The 21,465-nt window shown below is 63.2% G+C and carries 16 protein-coding genes, 1 tRNA gene and 4 pseudogenes; 9 read left to right on the top strand and 12 right to left on the bottom strand.

The window, feature by feature from the left end; translation table 11 throughout:
* Positions 1 to 26: 26 nt before the first annotated feature.
* Positions 27 to 1,200: pseudogene (uxuA, locus tag QP181_RS09945) on the top strand (mannonate dehydratase).
* 183 nt (positions 1,201 to 1,383) lie between these two features.
* Here uxuA and QP181_RS09935 read toward each other — a convergent pair.
* The 4 genes from QP181_RS09935 to QP181_RS09920 all read right to left on the bottom strand — a co-directional run bounded on the left by QP181_RS09935 (position 1,384) and on the right by QP181_RS09920 (position 4,598).
* Positions 1,384 to 3,243: a group II intron reverse transcriptase/maturase gene (locus tag QP181_RS09935; RefSeq protein ID WP_333928414.1), complete on the bottom strand. Its 1,860-nt coding sequence runs from the start codon at positions 3,241 to 3,243 to the stop codon at positions 1,384 to 1,386.
* Between the two features lie 74 nt (positions 3,244 to 3,317).
* Positions 3,318 to 3,394, bottom strand: a tRNA-Arg gene (locus QP181_RS09930).
* Positions 3,395 to 4,086: 692 nt separating this feature from the next.
* Positions 4,087 to 4,347, bottom strand: coding sequence for an SWIB/MDM2 domain-containing protein (locus tag QP181_RS09925; RefSeq protein ID WP_056411383.1), 261 nt, complete (start codon positions 4,345 to 4,347; stop codon positions 4,087 to 4,089).
* Between the two features lie 47 nt (positions 4,348 to 4,394).
* Positions 4,395 to 4,598: a hypervirulence associated TUDOR domain-containing protein gene (locus QP181_RS09920; protein ID WP_333928413.1), complete on the bottom strand. Its 204-nt coding sequence runs from the start codon at positions 4,596 to 4,598 to the stop codon at positions 4,395 to 4,397.
* Positions 4,599 to 4,717: 119 nt separating this feature from the next.
* On the opposite strand from QP181_RS09920, the pseudogene QP181_RS09915 reads away from it, so the two are divergent.
* The 3 genes and pseudogenes from QP181_RS09915 to fghA all read left to right on the top strand — a co-directional run bounded on the left by QP181_RS09915 (position 4,718) and on the right by fghA (position 7,050).
* Positions 4,718 to 5,823: pseudogene (locus QP181_RS09915) on the top strand (S-(hydroxymethyl)glutathione dehydrogenase/class III alcohol dehydrogenase).
* A gap of 11 nt (positions 5,824 to 5,834) precedes the next feature.
* Positions 5,835 to 6,217, top strand: a pseudogene (locus QP181_RS09910) (VOC family protein).
* Complete coding sequence (gene fghA, locus QP181_RS09905) at positions 6,217 to 7,050, top strand: S-formylglutathione hydrolase (RefSeq protein ID WP_333928412.1); 834 nt, start codon at positions 6,217 to 6,219, stop codon at positions 7,048 to 7,050. Before QP181_RS09910 ends, fghA begins: the two are co-directional and overlap by 1 nt.
* 278 nt (positions 7,051 to 7,328) lie before the next feature.
* Here fghA and QP181_RS09900 read toward each other — a convergent pair whose 3' ends face one another.
* Both QP181_RS09900 and QP181_RS09895 read right to left on the bottom strand, forming a co-directional pair.
* Entirely contained in the window at positions 7,329 to 7,610 is a 282-nt protein-coding gene (locus tag QP181_RS09900; RefSeq protein ID WP_333928411.1) for a hypothetical protein, read from the bottom strand.
* On the bottom strand, positions 7,519 to 10,302 hold the full coding sequence (locus tag QP181_RS09895) for a TonB-dependent receptor (protein ID WP_333928410.1): 2,784 nt from the start codon (positions 10,300 to 10,302) through the stop codon (positions 7,519 to 7,521). The genes QP181_RS09900 and QP181_RS09895 overlap by 92 nt, the downstream gene beginning before the upstream one ends.
* A gap of 215 nt (positions 10,303 to 10,517) precedes the next feature.
* On the opposite strand from QP181_RS09895, the gene folE reads away from it, so the two are divergent.
* From folE to QP181_RS09875, 4 genes are all read left to right on the top strand, one after another.
* Positions 10,518 to 11,144, top strand: coding sequence for a GTP cyclohydrolase I FolE (gene folE / locus QP181_RS09890; protein ID WP_333929610.1), 627 nt, complete (start codon positions 10,518 to 10,520; stop codon positions 11,142 to 11,144).
* Positions 11,144 to 11,902, top strand: a complete 759-nt coding sequence (locus QP181_RS09885) for an SDR family NAD(P)-dependent oxidoreductase (RefSeq protein ID WP_333928409.1) — start codon at positions 11,144 to 11,146, stop codon at positions 11,900 to 11,902. Before folE ends, QP181_RS09885 begins: the two co-directional genes overlap by 1 nt.
* On the top strand, positions 11,895 to 12,251 hold the full coding sequence (locus tag QP181_RS09880; RefSeq protein WP_333928408.1) for a dihydroneopterin aldolase: 357 nt from the start codon (positions 11,895 to 11,897) through the stop codon (positions 12,249 to 12,251). Before QP181_RS09885 ends, QP181_RS09880 begins: the two co-directional genes overlap by 8 nt.
* A 229-nt stretch (positions 12,252 to 12,480) precedes the next feature.
* Complete coding sequence (locus QP181_RS09875) at positions 12,481 to 13,158, top strand: type 1 glutamine amidotransferase domain-containing protein (protein WP_333928407.1); 678 nt, start codon at positions 12,481 to 12,483, stop codon at positions 13,156 to 13,158.
* A gap of 45 nt (positions 13,159 to 13,203) precedes the next feature.
* Here the strand turns inward: QP181_RS09875 and leuA are convergent, their stop codons facing one another.
* The 6 genes and pseudogenes from leuA to miaA all read right to left on the bottom strand — a co-directional run bounded on the left by leuA (position 13,204) and on the right by miaA (position 20,551).
* On the bottom strand, positions 13,204 to 14,862 hold the full coding sequence (gene leuA / locus QP181_RS09870) for a 2-isopropylmalate synthase (RefSeq protein ID WP_333928406.1): 1,659 nt from the start codon (positions 14,860 to 14,862) through the stop codon (positions 13,204 to 13,206).
* A 194-nt stretch (positions 14,863 to 15,056) separates the two neighbouring features.
* Positions 15,057 to 15,662: a YceI family protein gene (locus tag QP181_RS09865; protein ID WP_333928405.1), complete on the bottom strand. Its 606-nt coding sequence runs from the start codon at positions 15,660 to 15,662 to the stop codon at positions 15,057 to 15,059.
* A 491-nt stretch (positions 15,663 to 16,153) separates the two neighbouring features.
* A complete protein-coding gene (gene ilvC / locus QP181_RS09860) occupies positions 16,154 to 17,173 on the bottom strand; it encodes a ketol-acid reductoisomerase (RefSeq protein ID WP_333928404.1) in 1,020 nt (339 codons plus the stop codon).
* Positions 17,174 to 17,274: 101 nt separating this feature from the next.
* The gene (gene ilvN, locus QP181_RS09855) at positions 17,275 to 17,790 is read right to left on the bottom strand and encodes an acetolactate synthase small subunit (protein WP_056048113.1); all 516 of its coding nucleotides are present in this window, start codon (positions 17,788 to 17,790) and stop codon (positions 17,275 to 17,277) included.
* Positions 17,790 to 19,539, bottom strand: a pseudogene (locus tag QP181_RS09850) (acetolactate synthase 3 large subunit). Before QP181_RS09850 ends, ilvN begins: the two are co-directional and overlap by 1 nt.
* An 82-nt stretch (positions 19,540 to 19,621) precedes the next feature.
* Entirely contained in the window at positions 19,622 to 20,551 is a 930-nt protein-coding gene (gene miaA, locus QP181_RS09845; protein ID WP_333928403.1) for a tRNA (adenosine(37)-N6)-dimethylallyltransferase MiaA, read from the bottom strand.
* Between miaA and QP181_RS09840 the strand changes: the two genes are divergently transcribed.
* Entirely contained in the window at positions 20,544 to 21,425 is an 882-nt protein-coding gene (locus QP181_RS09840; protein ID WP_333928402.1) for an HAD-IB family phosphatase, read from the top strand. The two genes, miaA and QP181_RS09840, sit on opposite strands and share 8 nt — an antisense overlap.
* Positions 21,426 to 21,465: the final 40 nt, after the last annotated feature.

The raw sequence follows: 21,465 nt of genomic DNA, 5'->3' as shown, positions 1-21,465 counted from the left end.
GATCTTAGCACGGGGATAGCTGCCAAATGACGATGACCCAGACCATGCGCTGGTTTGGCCCGAGCGATCCCGTGCCTCTTCATGCCATCCGCCAAGCCGGCGCGACCGGTATCGTCACGGCGCTGCATCAGGTCGCGAATGGCGACATATGGACCATGGATGCCATCGCCACGCGCCGCCGCGTCATCGAGGATGCCGGGCTGGCGTGGAAAGTGGTCGAGAGCCTGCCCGTTGCGGAAGCGTTGAAGACGCGTTCCAGCGACTGGGACCGTTTGATCGAGGCCTATATCGCCAGTCTGCGAAACCTTGCCGGGCAGGGCATCGAGGTCGTGACCTATAATTTCATGCCGTTGCTCGATTGGACACGGACCGACCTGAGCTGGGAAATGCCGGACGGCGCGCGTGCCCTGCGGTTCGAACTCCATGCGCTGGCCACCTACGACATCCACATCCTGCGTCGTCCCGGCGGCGAGGCGGATTATACACCCGATGTCGTCGCGATCGCCGGCGAGCGTTTCGCGGCGATGGACGACGCGGCACGCGCAACGCTCGAACGGACGATCATCGCTGGCTTGCCGGGGAGCGAAGAGACTTTCAGCTCGGCGCAGTTGCTCGAACAGATCGAAACCTATGCCGAGGTCGATGCAGCGCGGCTGCGTGCCAATCACGTCGCGTTCCTGGAGGCCGTTTGCCCGGTCGCCGAGGCGGAGGGGATCCGACTCGTGGTACATCCCGACGACCCGCCATTCCCGATCTTCGGCCTGCCCCGGGTGGTCAGCACCGAGGCGGACGTGAGCGCATTGTTGGCGGCGGTGCCCTCCGTTGCGAACGGCCTGTGTTTTTGCAGTGGCTCGTTCGGCGCGCGCGGACAATGATTTGCCGGGCATGGTGCGGCGGCTCGGTGACAGCATCGGCTTCGTCCATCTGCGATCGGTGCAGCGCGAGCCCGACGGTGCCTTCCACGAGGCGGCACATCTCGAGGGTGATGCGAACATGCCGGTCATCATGTCCGAACTGATCGCGTTGGAGGCGCGCACGGGGCGGTCGCTGCCAATGCGTCCGGATCACGGTCACCAGATGGCAGACGATCTCAACCGGCGCACCAATCCGGGCTATTCCCTGATCGGACGACTGCGCGGCCTGGCGGAGTTGCGCGGACTGGAAGCGGGTCTCGCCTATAAAGCCACCGCCCGGCCTTGAGCGCTGGGAAAGGCCTGTCGAATGCAGCGGGTGTTCGAGGATCTACGGCTGGTGCCCCCGGCGAGATTTGAACACGCGGCCTACGGTGTGGGATCGCCCGCCAAACCCTCCTTGCGGGTGGGGTGTCAACGGGCTTCCCCCGAACCGTGCTTGCAACTTTCGAAGCACACGGCTCTCCATCTTCTAAACAGGCATCTTCTTGCTAGGTCTTGCCGGATTGAATGCGAAGTTACTCAGTTGGAGTCCATCGTATTCGCCTCGGTGAATCTTCCCGTGGCATTCCGGACAAACCGGTATCTGCTTACGGTTGATTAGGCCCATGATCCTTAGAAAGCCTTTTGGTCGTCCGCTTACCTTACGAACATGACGCACATGGTGCATAGCCACATCCTTATCGGCACCGCAGATACAGCAAGTGGAGCCAAGGTGGCTCCTCGTTAGTCTACGTATCCAGATTTCCGACAGCGGTGGCCGTGGGTTTCCCCCGAGGAAGTTATTAGGCTGCCTCTTGAAGTCTGCCATTAGCCATAACTGTGTCTCCTTTACCTGACCATTAGATAATTCGGTTCGCGTGGTTAGACGGTTGCCAAATTTTCTAAATACCACTGCTCTCGAACGCAGACGAAATTTAGTCGCCAACGTCTTCGCAGCGGAGTGCTGGAGAATAAACTGGATCCTAGAGAGGTCGGATCTATTATCAACGAAAGAGTAATAATTGCTTATCCCTCGAAGCGTTGAACTATATTGCATGAGTATATCCTCATGGGTAAGATTTACCCATGCTAATTTACTCAGAGGCTCACCTTCCACCGAGCAAAACCCTTTCTGATGCAATTGCTTAACGACATCTGCCGCTGGCATTCGCATTGTTGGAAGCCAGCCTGTCACACGTTTCCGGAAAACTTTTCCGTTGCGAGTGATGGTTCTGATCTTCGGTTCCGCGTTGCCGCCTCCTTGGATACCGATAAGGGTTCCCAAAAACTTGGCTTCTTCGGTGCCAGCATGACGTATGTGCGTTTTCTCATCGCTTAGGGTGAGCTTCAGGTTTTCCGCGAGGAATACCCTGATCTCTTCCTTCAGTTTATTCGCAAGTGAGACCGGGCCGGTAAGTCCGATGATCCAGTCATCATCGTATCTGATATACCGGAGTCGAATATAATCCGGATCGTTCATCACGTGCGAAGGAATTCGCCTCATACGTTTAGCCAGCTCGCTAGCTAACTGATGGTTCCCGTTCTTATCCGCAACCTCTTTTTGGTGAACAAGTCGCCGGTATTCGAGGTTAGGCTTTCGTTTTGTACCTTTATGGTATTTCTCTTTCAGGCCTTGGACGAAAACATCCAACTCATGTAGATATATGTTGGCGAGAATAGGTGATATGATGCTCCCTTGTGGGGAGCCCACGTCTTGGTCGAAGCTCGTCGCACCTTCCATGTATCCAGCCCTAAGGGCTTTCCATATTAGGTTTAAGAAGCGTTCGTCCCTTATTCTCCTACGGAGTAGGTTCATCAAAACGTGATGGTCAATGTTGTCGAAACAACCTTTAATATCACCTTCGATAATCCAGCGGGTTCCGACCCAACCTTTCCGTATTGTCTCTAGGGCAGTGTGAGTGCCCTTCCCACGGCGAAAGCCGTGGGAACAATCTAGAAACGTCGAGCCTTTCTCACTGTCAAAAATGGCTTCGAGGATCATACGAATGACCTCTTGCACCATCTTTTCCCTTGGAGGGGCAATCGCGATCGGCCTCATTCCAGTTCCCGAGGCCTTCGGGATGTAAATCCGTCGACCTTTAGAAAACCGGTATTGCTCCGACTTGATTGCATCGATCATCGGCTTTATGGTTTTCTCTATCGAGGTCCCATCCAGCGTAGTTCGATCCGTTCCAGGAGTCATATTACCCGGTTGGCTCTTGATCGCCTCGTATGCGGTGATGTATAGCTCCACGCGATACATAAGCCGGTAGAGGTCTTCGTTGATCCAGTCCGGTTTAGCATTCAGTTGACTGAGTTTCGCCAGTCGATCGAGACCTATATAACTCATCCGAGTTAGCCTTGATTTATGAGCGATTAGAAGACTGTTGTCCTTCCCTTTGTCCGGGCATTACCCCGGCAGTATGGTGATCCCGCCCGGATTCGAACCGGGGGCCTGTCGCTTAGGAGGCGACCGCTCTATCCAGCTGAGCTACGAGATCAATACAGGTACTACGACAACTCCGTCACCCCGTACCTTACGGCCGTTGGGTGATCCCAGGCTACTACTTCTGTAGCGGTTTCGATTTAGGCTCTCCGTTCGTCTTTATCCTGTTGAGCTCGCGCTCTCAAGGCCGCCCTCGTTGGGCTTCGTCCTCTCGCGGGGTTATGATGCCGCTCCTAATCCACGGCTTCATGCGAGAGATTGGGGAGTATAGTCATGTGACCCCAAGGAAACGGAAATTCCACGATCAGACTAGAGTTTGACCAATCAAGGCCTAGCCATGTCGAACCTACCTAGAATGGCTCATCGGACGCATGACCGTCCTGTTCCATCCGTCACCAGCATGCTGCAGTCCCTTTCGTCTTACGACTCCGGTAAGCTGGTTGGTTTAACCCCTGAACCCCAGGGGTGCCCCACCGCGGGGCAACTACAAGAAGCACGCTTCTGGCGCACTTAGGAAACCGTCGCTCTATCCGGCTGAGCTACGGGGGCATCCGAATGCGCAGTACGACGGTCGGATGGGGCGATCAAGCGTCTGGTTCGCGATCTGCCAAGGCTCGTTGTGGGGCCGCCAAGGGCCAGGGCGACCAGGTAGCCGCCATCAGGTAACGATAATCGGGTAGAGAGTATCAAGGGGCGACGGGTATCGCTGTCAATGCCCCGTCGCCGCTTGCCGTGCAGTGCTGGCGGTTAGGCCTTGACGTGCTGCGAGATGTACTTGTTCATCTCGAACATCGTGCACTTGTCACGCCCGAAGACCTTCTTCAGCTTCTCGTCAGCCAGAATCTCGCGCTTGTTCTCGGGGTTCTGGAGGTTGTTGGCCTTGATGTAGACCCACACCTTGCTGATCACTTCGCTGCGCGGCAGCTTGTCGTTGCCGACGATCTCGCCGAGCTCGGGAGAGGGCTGGACGGGGGCGTGGATGCCGCCGGTCTTGGGAGCTGTAGCCATAAGCATTCCTTCCTGTTGCGCGCGTGCGTTAGGCACTGCGCGCGTGGTCACGCCTTGGTGAGCGCGTCCGCCTTGTGCGCTGCCTTGCCGCCCTTGTCACTCTTTACGATGAACTGGGGCTCCTCCTTGGAGGCCTTCACGGTGTGGCCCTTGATCTTCGTGTCGGTGGTCTGCTTCTTCTCGACCGTGCCATGCGCCTCGCCGCCGTGCGATTTCCAAGTGACCTCGTCGCCCTTCTTCGGATCCTTCATCGCGCCATCTCCTTGATTTGAAAGGATCAAGCGCCGCACGAGCGGATTGGTTGCATCGCCGACGGGTTGCGGAGGCGGGGCGTGGGGGGCATCAGGGCGGCAATCAAGGAGACCCACTCATGAAGACCCGCGCCGCCGTAGCCTTCGAGGCAAAAAACCGCTCGAGATCGTCGAACTCGACCTCGAAGGGCCGAAATTCGGCGAAGTCCTTGTCGAAATCATGGCGACGGGCATCTGCCATACCGATGCGTACACGCTCGACGGGCTTGATTCGGAAGGGTTGTTTCCGAGCGTGCTGGGCCATGAAGGCGCCGGCATCGTCCGCGAAGTGGGCGCGGGCGTGACCAGCGTCGCGGTCGGCGATCACGTCATCCCGCTCTACACTCCTGAATGCCGCCAGTGTAAGTCGTGCCTCAGCCAGAAGACCAACCTGTGCACCGCGATCCGGGCGACGCAGGGCAAGGGGCTGATGCCGGACGGGACGACGCGGTTCAGCTACAAGGGCCAGCCGATCTTCCATTACATGGGCTGCTCTACCTTCTCGAACTTCACGGTGTTGCCGGAGATCGCGGTAGCCAAGATCCGTACCGACGCGCCGTTCGATACCTCGTGCTACGTCGGCTGCGGCGTGACGACCGGCGTTGGCGCGGTGGTGCACACCGCGAAGGTCCAGCCGGGCGATACGGTCGTAGTGTTCGGGCTTGGCGGGATCGGGCTGAACGTGATCCAGGGCGCGCGACTGGCCGGTGCCGGGATGATCGTCGGCGTCGACATCAACCCCGACCGTGAGGAATGGGGGCGTCGCTTCGGCATGACCCACTTCGCCAACCCGAACGATGTGGGCGACATCGTCCAGCACATCGTCGCTTTGACGGACGGCGGCGCGGACTACACCTTCGACGCGACCGGCAACACCACCGTGATGCGGCAGGCGCTCGAGGCGTGCCATCGCGGCTGGGGCACCTCGATCGTGATCGGCGTGGCCGAGGCGGGCAAGGAAATCTCGACGCGACCTTTCCAGCTGGTCACCGGGCGCAACTGGCGCGGGACCGCGTTCGGCGGCGCGCGGGGGCGGACCGATACGCCGAAGATCGTCGACTGGTACATGAACGGGATGATCGAGATCGACCCGATGATCACGCACCGCCTGACGCTCGACGAGATCAACAAGGGCTTCGACCTGATGCACGCCGGCGAGAGCATCCGCTCCGTCGTGATCTACTGAGGAGTGCGCCCATGTTCACGCATATCATGATCGGCGCTGACGACGTCGCTGCCTCGAAGGCATTCTACGACGCGGCGCTGGGCGCGCTTGGCGTACCCGAAGGTGTCGTCGATGACTGGGGGCGGGTGGTCTACGCGCATGACGGTAGCCGCTTCCTGCTGACCAAGCCGATCGATGGACAGCCGGCGAGCCATGGCAACGGCAGCACGCTGGGGTTCGCTGCAGCCTCGACTGAGTCGGCTGATGCGTGGCACGCAGCCGGGCTAGCGCATGGCGGTACCGCTTGCGAGGATTCGCCGGGCGTACGCGAGGCTACCGGGGGCGGAAGCTGTACCTCGCGTATCTGCGCGATCCGTCGGGGAACAAGATCTGCGCGCTGCACCGGGTCGCATGATGGAGACCGTCTCGACCAGCAAGGCGTATGGCGGCATCCAGGGCGTCTACCGCCACGCCTCGACCGCGACCGGCACCGACATGACCTTCGCGGTCTACGTGCCGCCGCATGAGCAGGGCGCGCGGTTGCCGGTTTTGTGGTTCCTGTCGGGGCTGACGTGCACGCACGCGAACGTCATGGACAAGGGCGAGTATCGGCGGGCGTGTGCTGAGCTTGGCGTGATCCTGGTTGCGCCGGATACGTCGCCGCGGGGCGACGACGTGCCGGATGACGACGCGTACGACTTCGGCAAGGGCGCCGGTTTCTACGTCGATGCCACCGAAGAGCCTTGGGCGAAGAGCTTCCAGATGCGGACGTATGTCGAGGATGAACTGCCGGCGTTGATCGCGACGGCGTTTCCGGTGGCGGACATGACGCGGCAGGGGATCTTCGGGCACTCGATGGGTGGTCATGGTGCGCTGACGATCGCGCTGCGTAATCCGGAGCTGTTCCGCAGCGTATCGGCGTTCGCGCCGATCGTGGCGCCGTTGCAGTGTCCCTGGGGTGAGAAGGCGCTCGGCGGGTATCTTGGCGCGGACCGAACGACTTGGCGTGCGTATGACGCGTGTGCGCTGATCGAGGATGGCGCTCGGGTGAAGGACATCCTGGTGGATCAGGGGGATGCCGATGGTTTCCTGGTCGAGCAGTTGAAGCCCGAGTTGCTAGTGGCGGCGTGCGAGGCGGCGGGGATCGACCTGACGCTGCGGATGCAGCCGGGGTATGATCACAGCTACAACTTCATTTCGACGTTCATGGCAGACCATGTCGCCTGGCACGCGGCGCGGTTGGGCTAGGCTTCTGTCCGCTTGGTTGCGGACGGCTCTTCCCAAGCGGGAGACCCCAGCTTTCGCTGGGGTGACGGAATGATGCGCTGACGGGCTGACGCGCTGACGCGCTGACGCGCTGACGCGCTGACGCGCTGACGCGCTGACGCGCTGACGGGGGAGTGAGTGGCCAGCACACCAAACTCCCGCCCGTCATCCCCGCGAAAGCTGGGATCTCACCGTGTAGCGAACCACGCTCGCCCCGCACGCGGTCCCGCTTAGACAGAACCGCGCGATAGTCGGCCTCCTCAGAACTTGAACCCCGCCGCGACGCCATATCGCCGTGGCTCGATCGTGAAGATGTTGGTGAACAGCCCGGCCGACTGGTCGGTCACATATTGCCCGGTCGTGGCATCGTTGTTGGTCAGATTCTGCACATAGGCGCGGACGTAGAAGCGATCCTCGCGTGCGTTCAGCTGGACCTGCATGTTGACGACTTCATACCCCTGGATCCGGTCGATCTGGGTGTTGAAGATGCTCCCCGAAAGCCCGCCGGTGTAGTTCAGGTCGGCACGCGGCACGAGGCTCATGCCGTTCGCGAAGTCGATCGTGTACTGCGCGCCGACCGACCATTTGTACGTCGGTGCCTGCGGCAGGCGGTTGCCGCGGATGTTGGTGGTGACGCCGTCGAGCACCGAGACGCCGCTGGCGGCTGCGTTGGCGCCCAGCGCCGAGCAGATCCCGAACGCGCCGGTCGCCGCGATCGTCGGGATCGCGGTCGGCGCGCGCAGGCCGATCGCGCGATTGACTGCCGCGACATAGCCGTTCGACAGCGCTGCATTGCCCGCCGCGTTCGGCACGACGACGCAGTTCGACGCGTTGGTGATGTCCTTGATGATCACCGCATCCGAACGCCCCCGACACATCGCGTGGGTTGACCAGGAACTTGTCGCTCGACACCTTCGAATGCAGGTAGCTTGCGTTCATGTTGACGACAAATGCCGGGATCGGGCTCATGATCGCCTCCGCCTCGACGCCGTAGATATCGGCATCGACATTGTCGTTGACCGAGGTCCGCGCGACGATCCGGCTCAGCTGGAGGTTCTTGTACTGATAATAGAAGCCGGTGAGGTTCAGCCTGAGCTGTCCGCCGCCGAAGGTGTTCTTCGAGCCGATCTCGTACGCGTTGACCTGCTCGGGCAGGAAGGTGCTGCTGACGTTGAACATCGGCAGCAGCGGCGGATTGATTCCGCCCGATTTATACCCGCGCGAATAGGACGCGTAGAGCAGGTTGTTCTCGGTGATCCGGTAGTCGAGCACCGCGCGCCCGGTCAGTCGCGAGAAGCTGACCTGTGCCTCGGCGAACTCCTGCCGGCCCGGCAGATTGGGGTCGAAATCGACCGTGCCGTAGTTCAGCCCCTGCTCGATTCCCGTCGCGCCGATCGGTGTCAGCACGTTGAGCGCGAGGTTGCGCGCCTCGTCGGTCTTCTTGTCGTGATTGTAGCGCAGGCCGACGGTCAGCTTCAGCTTGTCGGTGAACTTGAAATAGGTCTCGCCGAAGATGCCGTAGGATTTGAGGCGGAACTCAGTATCGCTGTTGCGATAGAAGGGCGTCGCCAGGAAATAGCCGTTGCCCGCGGGCAGGCCGCTCGCTGCGGCGGTCGCCGAGCCGAGGATGCCCGAGGCGTAATCGAGCCCGAACGAATTGACGAAATAATCGGTGTTGGTCGACTTGCTGTCGACATAGATGCCGCCGAGCAGGAAGTTGAACATCCCGTCGAAATTGCTGTCGAGATGCGCCTCGGCAGAATATTGGCGGTTCTTCTGCCGCGAGCGATCGAAGTCGAGGCTTTGTGCGTAACAGCCGATCGAATTGCCGCCATAGATGCCGACATTGTTCGGATCCGCCGCCGACTGGCATACGCCTCCCGCCGCGCCGTTGGGGATCAGCGTCTGCCGCACGCCGTTGAGGAACGCGAAAGGCGATCCAGTCCGGGCGAGCGCGTTGAGATTCGCGAGCCCGGCATTGTTGGTCAGCGGGTTCTCGACCGCGAGATTATAGTCGGCGGTGCTGTCGACCACGTTGCGTGTGTAGCCGCCGGTGAAGTTCAGGCTGACCGGGCCGAAATCGTGGAAGATCTTCGCGGTATATTGCTCTTCCTCGGCGAAATAGGTCGGGCTGTAGTCGAGCGACACGGTCCGCACGTCGGCCGGGTTGACGACGCCCGCATAGGTATCCTGGCCGTACAGGCTCTGCAGGCCGAAGCGCGCGAGCGCGGGGTTGTTGACCGCGAAGAACTCGTTCGAGCTGAGTACCGCGGACAGCGTCGAATTGCCGTTCGCGGTCTCGTTGGCGAGCCGGTCGGGCAGGCAGCCCAGGACGCCGGTCGGATCGCGGTGGCACAGCTGCTTCTGCAACCGGGAGCGATCGTCCTTTTCGCGGAAATAATAGCCGATCAGGTCGATCCGGGTGTCGCTGGTCGGCTCCCACGACAGCGTGCCGCGGATTGAATACAGATCGCGCCCGTCGATCTTGCGACCGTCGTACAGGTTCTTGGTATAGCCGTCGCGGTTGAGATAGGTGCCGGCGACGCGGATGCCGAGCGTGTCGGTGAAGGGCAGGTTGAACATCGCCTTCACGCGCTTCGAATCGTAATTGCCATATTCGAACTCGGCGGCGGAATGGATCGCGGACAGATCGGGCTTGGCGGAGATGAAGTTTACGACGCCCGAGGTGGCGTTGCGGCCGAACAGCGTGCCCTGCGGTCCGCGCAGCACTTCGATACGCTCCAGATCGAAGAACTCGCTCTCGAACAGGCGGGTCGTCACCAGCGGCATGTCGTTGACGTGGATCGCGGTCGCGGTGTCGCAGGTCGCGCCGGTGCACAGATCGCCGATCCCGCGGATCGTGAAGCTCGACGTGGTGAAGTTGGTCTTGGTGAAGGTGACGTTGGGCAGCGTCTGCTGAAGCGCGCTCGGGTTGACGATCTGCTGCTTGCTGAGGTTTTCAGCGGTAAAAGCGCTCACAGCAATCGGAACATCCTGCAAACGCTGCGATTGGCGTTGCGCGGTAATCACGATATCCTGAGACGCATAGGCGCTGGACGGCGTATCGGCTGGGGCGGTCTGCGTCGACGGGGTTTGCGTCGACGGGGCTTCCTGGCCGGGTCCGTTGGTCGGCGCGGTGTTTTCAGCCGATGTGGTGGTGGCGGTCTGCGCCATTGCCGGCGCGATCGACAGGAGTATCATCGCCGATGCGGCGAGCAGTTCGAACTTAGCCATGGCAGTCCTCTCCCCGATCGTGCCGGTCTATGCCGATTCACGATTTAGTTTTTCAGGTATGGTGAGGTAACGACGATTTAAATCAACCGTCAACGCTTTTTCGTCCCCTGAAAACCGGGATTTATGCCAAGTGGCCGAAATGAAACAGTTGCAAAAGAGGACCCATGTTCTGATGTTTGGGTATGCTGACAAAGGGTGTTGCGATGCGGGATGAAATGGGCGGCCCCAAGGGGCCGGCGGCTGCGGAGGACGGGGTTGGTCCCGACGGCAAGCTGAATGTGCCCGAAGACGTAGCGTCGGCGATCCGTACGCTGATCCGCTGGGCAGGCGACGATCCAACCCGTGAGGGGCTGCTCGATACGCCGCGTCGTGTTGCACGTGCGTGGAAGGAATATTGCGCAGGCTATGGCGACGATCCGGCCAAGCACCTCGACCGCGTGTTCGAGGAAGTCGGCGGCTATGACGAGATCGTGCTGCTCAAGGACATCCCGTTCCAGTCGCATTGCGAGCATCACATGGCGCCGATCATCGGCAAGGCGCACATCGCGTACCTGCCGCGCAACCATGTCGTCGGCATCTCGAAGCTCGCGCGCGTGCTGCACGGGTTCGCGCGGCGGTTGCAGGTGCAGGAGCGGCTGACCGCGGAAGTGGCGGACTGCATCTGGGACAATCTCAAGCCGCAGGGCGTCGCGGTGGTGATCGAGGCGAGCCATGCCTGCATGACCGCGCGCGGCGTCCGCACGCCGGGCGTGACGATGGTGACGAGCCGGATGATGGGCGTGTTCCGCGACGACGAACGCAGCCGCAAGGAAGTGCTGGCGTTGATGGGACAGCGCGCCTGATGCGGACCGTGCTGGTCACGGGCGGGGCGAAGCGGCTGGGCGCGGCGATCGTGCGGCGGCTCGCGGCGGATGGCCACGCGGTGGTCGTGCACCAAGGGCATTCGCGGGACGAGGCCGAGGCGCTGGTGGCGGAGATCGTCGGTGAGGGCGGGCGTGCTACTGCGGTGGCGGGCGACCTGAGCGACCTTGGCGCGATCGGCGACCTGTTCGCGAAGGCGCGGGCTGCGATCGGCGGACCGATCGACGGGCTGGTGAACTGCGCTTCGCGGTTCGAGTTCGATCGGCCGCCCAGCGTCGACCCGGTGCTGTTCGCGGAGCTTAGCGCGATCAATTGCGGCGCGCCGGTGCTGCTCGCCTCCGCGCTGGCGTCGCAGGATGATGTCGCGGACGGCGCGGTGGTCAACGTGCTCGACCAGAAGGTGGCGAACCTCAACCCCGATTTCTTCTCGTACAGTTGCGGGAAGATCGCGCTGGAGGGTGCGACGACGATGCTCGCGCAGGCGCTCGGGCCGCGGATCGCGGTGAATGCAGTGTCACCGGGGCTGACGCTGCCGAGTGGCGACCAGACCGAGGAGGAATTTGCGGCGGTGGCGAGCGAGAACCTGTTGCAGCGACCCGTCGGTGCTGAAGCGGTCGCGGACGCCGTCGCGTGGCTGCTGACCGCGAAGGGCGTGACGGGGCAGAATCTGTTCGTGGATTGCGGGCAGCGATTTCTGACGCGCGATAGCGACGTGATGTTTGAGGGGCGGCATGGCTGAATTCACGACGATCCTCGACGGGCTCGAGGTCATGATGCGGCTTGGCATCCATCCGCACGAGGTCGCGCCGCAACGCGTGGTCGTCTCGGTCGAGATGACGGCGGTGTATCCAGGTCCGCTCGGCGAGGATGCGATCGAGGAGGTGCTCGATTACGATTTCGTCCGCGCTGGCATCCTGGCGATGGTCGCGGAGCGCCCGTTCAAGTTGCAGGAGACGCTCTGCGAGGCGATCGCTTCGCTCTGCCTGAGCGATGAGCGGGTGAGGCGGGTCGAGATCGAGACGATGAAGACCGACGTCTATCCAGATGCGGCGATCGGGTGCCGGATTGTGCGGGAACGAGGGATTTAGCGGAAGATCGATCCAGCGTTTGGGAAAGACGTGTTTCCCCGCGAAGGCGGGAATCCAGGCTGGGCTCCCGCCTTCGCGGGAGAACAAGGGCATGGCGCCGTATGAGTGCTGACCGGTCCTGCTCAGGGCGATAGTCCCACGATCGGGCGCAATTCGTTTCACAGGCGTAAGGTACCGATCCTAGAGCCGGATCGTTCTCTCCCCATAATTTTCGATCCGGAGACCAAAGTTGAAGATTCTCATTGTCCTCACCTCGCATGCCGATCTCGGCAATACCGGCCGCAAGACCGGCTTCTGGCTCGAGGAACTCGCCGCGCCCTATTACGTGTTCAAGGACGCGGGCGTGGACATCACGCTCGCATCGCCGGCGGGTGGCCAGCCGCCGCTCGATCCAAGCAGCGCCAAGCCCGACGCACAGACCGATGCGACCCGGCGTTTTGAGGGCGATGCGGAGGCCACTGCGGCACTCGCCGATACGCGCAAGCTCGCCGAGATGCAGATCGCGGACTATGACGCGGTGTTCTATCCCGGTGGGCACGGGCCGCTCTGGGATCTCGCCAACGATCCGGCATCGATCGCGCTGATCGAAACCGCGATCGGCGCAGGCAAGCCCGTCGCGCTGGTCTGCCACGCACCCGGCGTGTTGCGCGACGTGAAGTCTGCCGACGGCACGCCGCTCGTGAAGGGCAAGACGGTCACCGGCTTCACCAACAGCGAGGAGGCCGCGGTCGGGCTCATCGATGTCGTGCCGTTCCTGGTCGAGGACATGCTGCAGCAGAAGGGCGGCACCTACTCGAAGACCGCCGACTGGGGTGTGTACGTGGTCGAGGACGGTTTGCTGATCACCGGCCAGAACCCCGCCTCGTCGGCAAAGGCGGCACAGGCGTTGCTGGCGAAGCTGGCGTAAGGAGAAACGGCCACCGGTTCAGCCGGTGGCCGTCCTTTCGAACAATCAGGCGCGGTTGGCGGCGCTTAGCACGGCACGCACCGAGGCAGTGGCAATGTCGGTATCCATGCCGACGCCGAACACGGTCCTACCCTCGGCAGTCCGGCATTCGACATACGCCGCCGCCTGCGCGTCCGCCCCGTGGCCGATCGCGTGCTCGTTGTAATCCACCACGTCGAGCGTCGGCCCCGTCGACTCCGCAATTGCCGCAATCACCCCCGAGATCAGCCCGTTGCCGCGCCCGGAGATCGACCGCTCTTCGCCGTCTATCGCGACGCGGCCGATGAACACGCGTTGCCCCGAGGCGCCACTCTCCTCGTAATCGCGCAGTTCCACGCGATCGTCGGCCTGCGGCATGTAGGTTCGCTCGAACAGGCCCCAGATGTCGGCCGCGTTCAACTCGCGGCTGGTCTCGTCGGCATAGGCTTGCACATGCCGGCTGAAGTCCGCCTGCAACCGCTTGGGCAGCTTCAGCCCCTTGTCCTGCTCGATCACCCAGGCGACGCCGCCCTTGCCCGACTGCGAATTGACGCGGATCACTGCCTCGTAGCTGCGACCCAGATCGGCGGGGTCGATCGGGAGGTACGGCACCTCCCACAGCGTGTCGTTCTTCGCCTCCTGCGCCGCGAACCCCTTCTTGATCGCGTCCTGGTGCGAGCCCGAAAACGCGGTGAAGACCAGGTCGCCGGCATAGGGCGTGCGTGGGTGGACCGGGATGTTGGTGCAGTAGTTGACCGTGTTCACGACGCCGTCGATGTCCGACAGGTCGAGCTTCGGATCGACCCCTTGCGTGTACATGTTGAGCGCGACGGTCACGAGATCGCAATTGCCGGTGCGCTCGCCATTGCCGAGCAGGCAGCCCTCGACGCGGTCCGCGCCCGCCATCATGCCGAGCTCCGCCGCCGCGACGCCGGTGCCGCGGTCGTTATGCGTGTGCAGCGAGATCGCCACCGCGTCGCGGTTGCGGATGTTGCGGCCGAACCACTCGATCTGGTCGGCATAGATGTTCGGCGTCGCGCACTCGACGGTGGCGGGCAGGTTGAAGATGATCGGGTTCTCGGGCGTCGGCATCAGCACGTCCATAACGGCCTCGCAGACCTCGAGGCTGAAATCGAGTTCGGCGGTCGAGAAGGTTTCCGGCGAATATTCGAACTGCCAGCGGACGTTCGGCTGCTTGGCGGCTTCGTCACGCAGCACCTTGGCGCCGTCGATCGCGATCTGCTTCACCTGCGCACGGTCCATCCCGAACACGATCTTGCGCCAGGCCGGCGACACCGCGTTGTAGAGATGGACGATCGCGGTCTTCGCGCCGACCAGGCTGGCAAAGCTTGTCTCGATCAGGTCGCGGCGCGACTGGGTCAGCACCTGGATCGATACGTCGTCGGGGATGCGGCCGGTCTTCACGAGGCCGGAGATGAAGTCGAACTCGGTCGCGCCCGCGCTTGGGAAGCCGACCTCGATCTCCTTCAACCCGACCTTGCAGAGCAGGTCGAAGAACCGCGTCTTCTTCTCCGCATCCATCGGGTCGATCAGCGCCTGGTTGCCGTCGCGCAAATCGGTGGAAAGCCAGCGCGGCGGCTTGATTATGGTCTTCGACGGCCATTGGCGGTCGGGCAGGTCGACTTGCGGGAAGGGTCGGTATTTGGTCGATGGGTCGCGCAGCATGGCTCGTGTCTCTCGTGTCGTCGGGAGCGTTCGGGTCAGCCCTTAGGCGCGAGGCGCGGGGCATGGCCACCGCGCAAACGATCGGCGCGCCTAAGGGCGCGTAAGTCGAAGCAGCAGGAGGCGGCCATGCGTCATTGATAACGTCCTATCGCGCGGACACGTCCCGTGTCCAGCGCGATAGGGAAATTGGTATATTATTGCGCCGAGAACGCGGCGTTGATCGTCAGGTCGACCTTGTCCGACACGACCGGAGCGTAGGCGCCGAGGTTGAAGTCGCTGCGCTTGATCGAGGTCGTCGCGCGGAAGCCGAAGTTGAGCTTCTTGTTCATCGGGTTCGCGCCCGCGCCGATGAAGGTCGCCTGGAGCACGACCGGCTTGGTGACGCCCTTGAGTGTGAGGTCGCCGGTGATCGTCGCCTTGTCGCCGGTCGCGACGACCTTGGTCGAAACGAACTTGGCGGTCGGGTAGGTCGCGGCGTCGAAGAAATCCTTCGACTTCAGATGGCCGGCGAACGGCGCGGCGGTGACCGAGAGCTGGTCGATCGCGAAATTCACTTCGACCTTGGTCGCGTTCGGCTTGGCGGGATCGATCGTGATGCTGCCGCCCGATGCGCCGAGCTGCCCTTCGAGCATCGAGAAGCCCATGTGGTTGACCTGCCACGTGACCTGCGTGTGGTTGGGATCGACCGCGTAGGTGCCCGCGGCGACGCGCGCCTTGACGGGGGCGCCGGGGACGCCTGCGGTCTGGGCCATGATGGGCGCGGCGGTGAGGGCGAGGATGGTGGCTAGGACTAGGCGCATGCGGGGTCTCCTGTTTGACGCGCGATGCTGGCCGAGGGGAGGGGGCGCGTCAAACGACGTTATGCCAACGCTGTGTTTCGGATTTGGGTCGGTGGGGGGCGGGGGCGCGCTCGCGGTAGCTCGCGGTAGAGTGCACCGCCAGCTCTCGTTCCCCCGCGGACGCGGGGGCCCAGCTAAACCACGGTCACTGCCCGAGACCCTGGACCCCCGCGTGCGCGAGGGAACAGGGGAGGAGTGATCGACGCTTTCTCCAAAACGCGACCACCCCGGCGAAGGCCGGGGCCCAGTTGGAAAGGTCGAGGTAACGGAGCGTCGTCTTCCGTTAGCAACGTCCCCCTAGGCCCCGGCCTTCGCCGGGGTGGTAGGGTAGCGGCAGGCTTCACGCTGACCTCAGCACGTTCCCCACGCCAGCCCGTCGGACCCGGCGAAGCCGTGCCCTATGGGCAGGCTCCGTCGTGCCGGCCGCGCTCACGCGCTATTGCGCGCTCGCGTCAGTTCTTAGCCTTGTCGACCAACGCATTCTTCCCGATCCAAGGCATCATCCCACGCAACTCCGACCCGATCTTCTCGATCGGATGTGCCAGCGCCTGCTTCCGCGCCGCCTTCAGTTCCGGCTGCCCCGCACGATTATCGAGGATGAAGTTCTTCACGAACCGGCCCGACTGGATGTCGGCGAGCACGCGCTTCATCTCGGCCTTGGTCTCCGCCGTGATGATCCGCGGCCCCGTGGTGATGTCGCCATATTCTGCGGTGTTCGAGATCGAATAGCGCATGTTGGCGATGCCGCCCTCGTACAGCAGGTCGACGATCAGCTTGGTCTCGTGGAGGCACTCGAAATACGCCATCTCGGGCGCGTAGCCGGCCTCGACCAGCGTCTCGAACCCGGCCTGGATCAGGTGGGTGATGCCGCCGCACAGCACGGCCTGCTCGCCGAACAGGTCGGTCTCGCATTCCTCGCGGAAGTTGGTCTCGATGATCCCCGAGCGCCCGCCGCCGACGCCCGACGCGTACGCCAGAGCGATGTCATGCGCGTTGCCCGACTTGTCCTGGTCGATCGCGATCAGGCAGGGGACGCCGCCGCCGCGAACGTACTCGCTGCGCACGGTGTGGCCGGGGCCCTTCGGCGCGATCATGATGACGTCGAGATCGGCGCGCGGCTCGATCAGGCCGAAATGCACGTTGAGGCCGTGGGCAAACGCAATAGTCGCACCCTGCTTGAGGTTGTCGTGCAGGTCGGTGGCATAGATCGCCGCCTGATGCTCGTCGGGCGCGAGGATCATGACGATGTCCGCCCAGGCTGCGGCTTCCTTGTTCGACTTGACCGCAAAGCCCGCCTCGATCGCCTTCTTGGCGGTCGCCGACCCTTCGCGCAGTGCGATGGCGACGTCCTTGACGCCTGAATCGCGGAGGTTCTGAGCGTGCGCGTGACCCTGCGATCCGTAACCGACGATCGCGATCTTCTTGTCGGTGATGAGGTTCAGGTCGGCGTCGCGATCGTAATACACACGCATTGGAATGGTCCTTTCGATAAGGTGTGTCCCTCCGCGAAGGCGGAGGTCCAGGCTAGGCTCCCGCCTTCGCGGGAGAACAAAACTTTAAAAGCGGAGAAGTGTTAAGCCGGCTCTTTGCCGCGGGCGATCGCGACTATGCCGGTTCGGGCGACTTCGATCAGACCGACTTCACCCATGAGTTCGACGAACTTGTCGATCTTGTCGATCCCGCCGGTGACCTCGAACACAAAGCTCGAGGTCGTCGCATCGACCACGCGCGCGCGGTAGACGTCGGCAAGGCGCAGCGCCTCGATCCGGTGGTCGCCGGTGCCACGCACCTTCACTAGGGCGAGTTCGCGTTCGACGTGCGCGCCCTGTGCGGTCAGGTCGGTGACCTTGTGTACGGGGACGAGGCGGTCGAGCTGCGCGATGATCTGCTCCATCGTCGCCGGCGACGCGCTGGTGACGATCGTGATCCGGCTGACCGACTTGTCCGCGGTGATCTCGCTCACCGTCAGGCTTTCGATATTATAGCCGCGCGCGGTGAACAGGCCGGCGATCCGGGCGAGGATGCCCGGTTCGTTGTCGACGATGACGGCGAGCGTGTGTCGCTCGGCCTTTTCCTGGGAAATGTGCATCAAACCAGCGCCTTCGCTTCGTCGTCCATCGTGCCGGACACTTCGTTCGCCTGCAGGATCATGTCGGTATGCGCGGCCCCCGACGGGATCATCGGGAAGCAGTTGGTCAGCTGCGACACGCGGCAGTCGACGATCACCGGGCCGTCATAGGCCAGCATCTCGGCGATCCCGCTGTCGAGCTGGTCGCGCGTCTCGATCAGGATGCCCTTCCAACCATAGGCTTCGCCGAGCTTGACGAAATCGGGCAGCGAATCCGAATAGCTCTCGGCATAGCGGCTCTCATAGGTGAGCTCCTGCCACTGGCGGACCATGCCCATATACTGGTTGTTGAGGATGAAGATCTTCACCGGCAACCGGTATTGCGACGCCGTCGCCAGCTCCTGGATGTTCATCTGGATCGACGCCTCGCCGGCGATGTCGATGACCAGCGCGTTCGGGTTGCCGAGCTGCGCGCCGATCGCGGCGGGCAGGCCATAGCCCATCGTGCCGAGACCGCCGCTGGTCAGCCACTTGTTCGGCTTCTCGAACCCGAAATGCTGCGCCGCCCACATCTGGTGCTGGCCGACCTCGGTCGTGATGATCGGCGACTGCGCCTGCGTCGCGTCGAACAGCGCCCGGATCGCGCGCTGCGGCATGATCTCGTTCGGATCGTTCTCGGGGAAATCGAGACACTTCACCGCGCGCCAGCCAGCGATCCGCCGCTGCCAGTCGGTCGTGTCGGGCTTGGGATGCTGGTGGCTCTTCCAGATCCGCACCATGTCCTCGAGCGCGTGGCCGACGTCGGCGATGATGCCGAGATCGACGCGCACCGTCTTGTTCACCGACGAGCGATCGATGTCGACATGCACTTTCCGCGAGTTCGGGCTGAACGCATCGAGCCGCCCGGTCACGCGGTCGTCAAAGCGCGAACCGAGCGCGACAACGAGGTCGGCCTGGTTCATCGCCATGTTCGCCTCGTACGTGCCGTGCATCCCGAGCATGCCGAGCCACTGCGGCCCCGACGCGGGATAGGCGCCAAGGCCCATCAGCGTCGACGTAACCGGCGCGCCGGTGATGCGGACGAGTTCGCACAGCAACTGGCTCGCGGCCGGGCCCGAATTGATGATGCCGCCGCCGGTGTACAGGATCGGACGTTCGGCCGCGGCGAGCATGTCGACGAGCTGCTCGATCTGCGACTGGTCGGCCTTCACCTGCGGGCGATAGGTCTTGTGCTGGATCGGCCCCGGCTTCTTGTACCGCGCGGTGGCGACCTGCACGTCCTTGGGAATGTCGACGACCACCGGCCCCGGGCGACCCGAGGTGGCGATATGGAACGCCTCGTGGATCACGTCGCCAAGCTTGGCGGGGTCCTTCACGAGGTAATTGTGCTTCGAGCAATGGCGCGTGATGCCGACGGTATCGGCCTCCTGGAACGCATCGGTGCCGATCAGTGCGGTCGGCACCTGACCGGTGATCACGACCATCGGGATCAGAATCCATCAGCGCGTCAGTGATGCCGGTCACGGCATTGGTCGCGCCAGGGCCAGAGGTGACGAGCACCACGCCAGGCTTGCCGGTCGAGCGCGCATAGCCTTCGGCGGCATGCGTCGCAGCCTGTTCGTGGCGCACCAGAATGTGCTTGATCCGACCCGAGCGAAACAACGCGTCGTAGATCGGCAGCACGGCACCACCCGGATAGCCGAAGACGACCTCCACGCCGAGATCGCACAGCGCCTCGATCAGGATATCGGCTCCACTCTTCTCGGTCATTTCATATCATCCTTTGCGAGAGCGCTGCCTTTAGCGTCTCGTGGAGGGGCCGGCTACCGATATAAAAGATGCGTGTCAAACATCATTTGAGCAATATAGTTTCAAATTGCTGCAAGCGCGTTGGCAGGTCGAGGGCTTCGGTGCGGGTCCAGTCGGTAGGTGGCTGGTGTCTGAGCCATGTGTATTGGCGCTTGGCATAGCGCCGCGTGGCGAGCGATCCGGCGGCGATGGCGTCGAGTTTCGAGGTCTCGCCGCGGACCAGCGCGGCGATCTCGGGAACGCCGATCGCGCGGCGGATCGGGGCGTCCTGTGGGATATCGCTGCGGGCGAGCAGCGCGGTAATTTCGTCGCGGCTGGTGTCGGCCATCTCGGCGAAACGCTGGTCGATGCGCGCGTTAAGCCAGTCGCGGTCGGGGATCAGGATCAGCGCGCGGACGTCGATCGTGTCGCCGATCCCGCCGATCTTTTCGGTCTGCCAGTCGGCGAGCGTGCGGCCGGTGCCGCGGACGACTTCTAGCGCGCGGGCGACGCGGGTGGTGTCGGCTGCGTTGAGCTTGGCGGCGGCTTGCGGATCGAGTTGCGCGAGCGCGGCGTGCGCTTCCGCCACGGGTAGGGCGCGGATGTCTTCGCGGAGGGCCGGGTCGATCGCGGGGACGGGGGCAATCCCGTCGAGCAAGGTGCGGATATAGAGCCCGGTGCCGCCGACCAGGATCGGCAGTTTCCCCTCGGCCAGCGTATCGTGGATCGCCTGCGTCGCCTCGGCGGCCCAGCGCGCGGCGGAGTAGCCCGCGTCGGCTGCGTCGATATGGCCGAACAGCCGGTGCGGGGCGCTCGCTTCTTCTTCGACCGAAGGCCGCGCGGTGAGGATGCGGAGGTCGGCATAGACCTGCGCGGAGTCCGCGTTGACGACGACGCCGTCGTGGCGCGCGGCGATGGCCAGTGCGAGCGCGGACTTGCCGCTCGCGGTCGGCCCTGCGATGAGCGCGACCTTCGGGAGAGTTTCTATGTTCACGGCAACGCTTATAGCCTCGGGCACGCTGACCGCAGGCGATATTTCGACCGCGATGGACCGCCTGCGCGACGCGGGCTGCGCACCGGGCGCGAGCGGCTGGATCGACGAGGGCGACGCGGCGGACCTGATCTTCGGGATGGCGCCGGATGCGGCTCGGGGCGCACTTGAGGGCGCGTTCGCGGCGACCGACGTGGTCGTGCAGTCGAGCCTGACGCGGACCAAGACGCTGCTGGTCGCCGACATGGATCTCGACGATGATCACCGTCGAATGCATCGACGAACTCGCCGACTATGCTGGGATCAAGCCGCAGATCGCCGAGATCACCGAACGCGCGATGCGCGGCGAACTCGATTTCGAGGCGGCGCTGGATGCGCGGGTGGCACTGCTAAGGGGCTGGCGGAGTCAGACATCGAACGCTGCCTCGCCGAGCGCGTGACGATCATGCCGGGCGCGAAGGCGCTGGTTCGGACGATGCGGTCGCGCGGGGCGCTGGCGGTGCTGGTGTCGGGCGGGTTCACGCGGTTCGCGGAGCCGGTGGCGAAGGAGATCGGCTTCGATCGCGCGATCGCCAACGTGCTGAAGATCGACGGCGGCGTGCTGACGGGGACGGTGACCAAGCCGATCGTCGCGTCGAACACGAAGCTGACTACGCTGCGGGCGGCAATTGCCGAGCGGGGGATCGTGGTCGAAGAGTCGCTCGCAGTCGGCGACGGTGCGAACGACTTGGCAATGATCGAGGCGGCGGGGTTGGGAGTGGCGTATCACGCCAAGCCGATTGTCGCGGCGGCTGCGGCGGCGCGGATCGATCATCGGGATCTGACGGCGCTGCTCTATGCGCAGGGCATTCCGAAACGCGATTGGGTTGCAGAGTAATCCAGGTCCGTCATCCTGACGAAAGTCAGGATCCAGAGCC

This window comes from Sphingomonas sp. LR55, assembly GCF_036856015.1.
GTDB lineage: Bacteria > Pseudomonadota > Alphaproteobacteria > Sphingomonadales > Sphingomonadaceae > Sphingomonas.
Note: the sequence above shows the minus strand (reverse complement) of the source record. Positions and strands in the feature narration are given on the sequence as shown.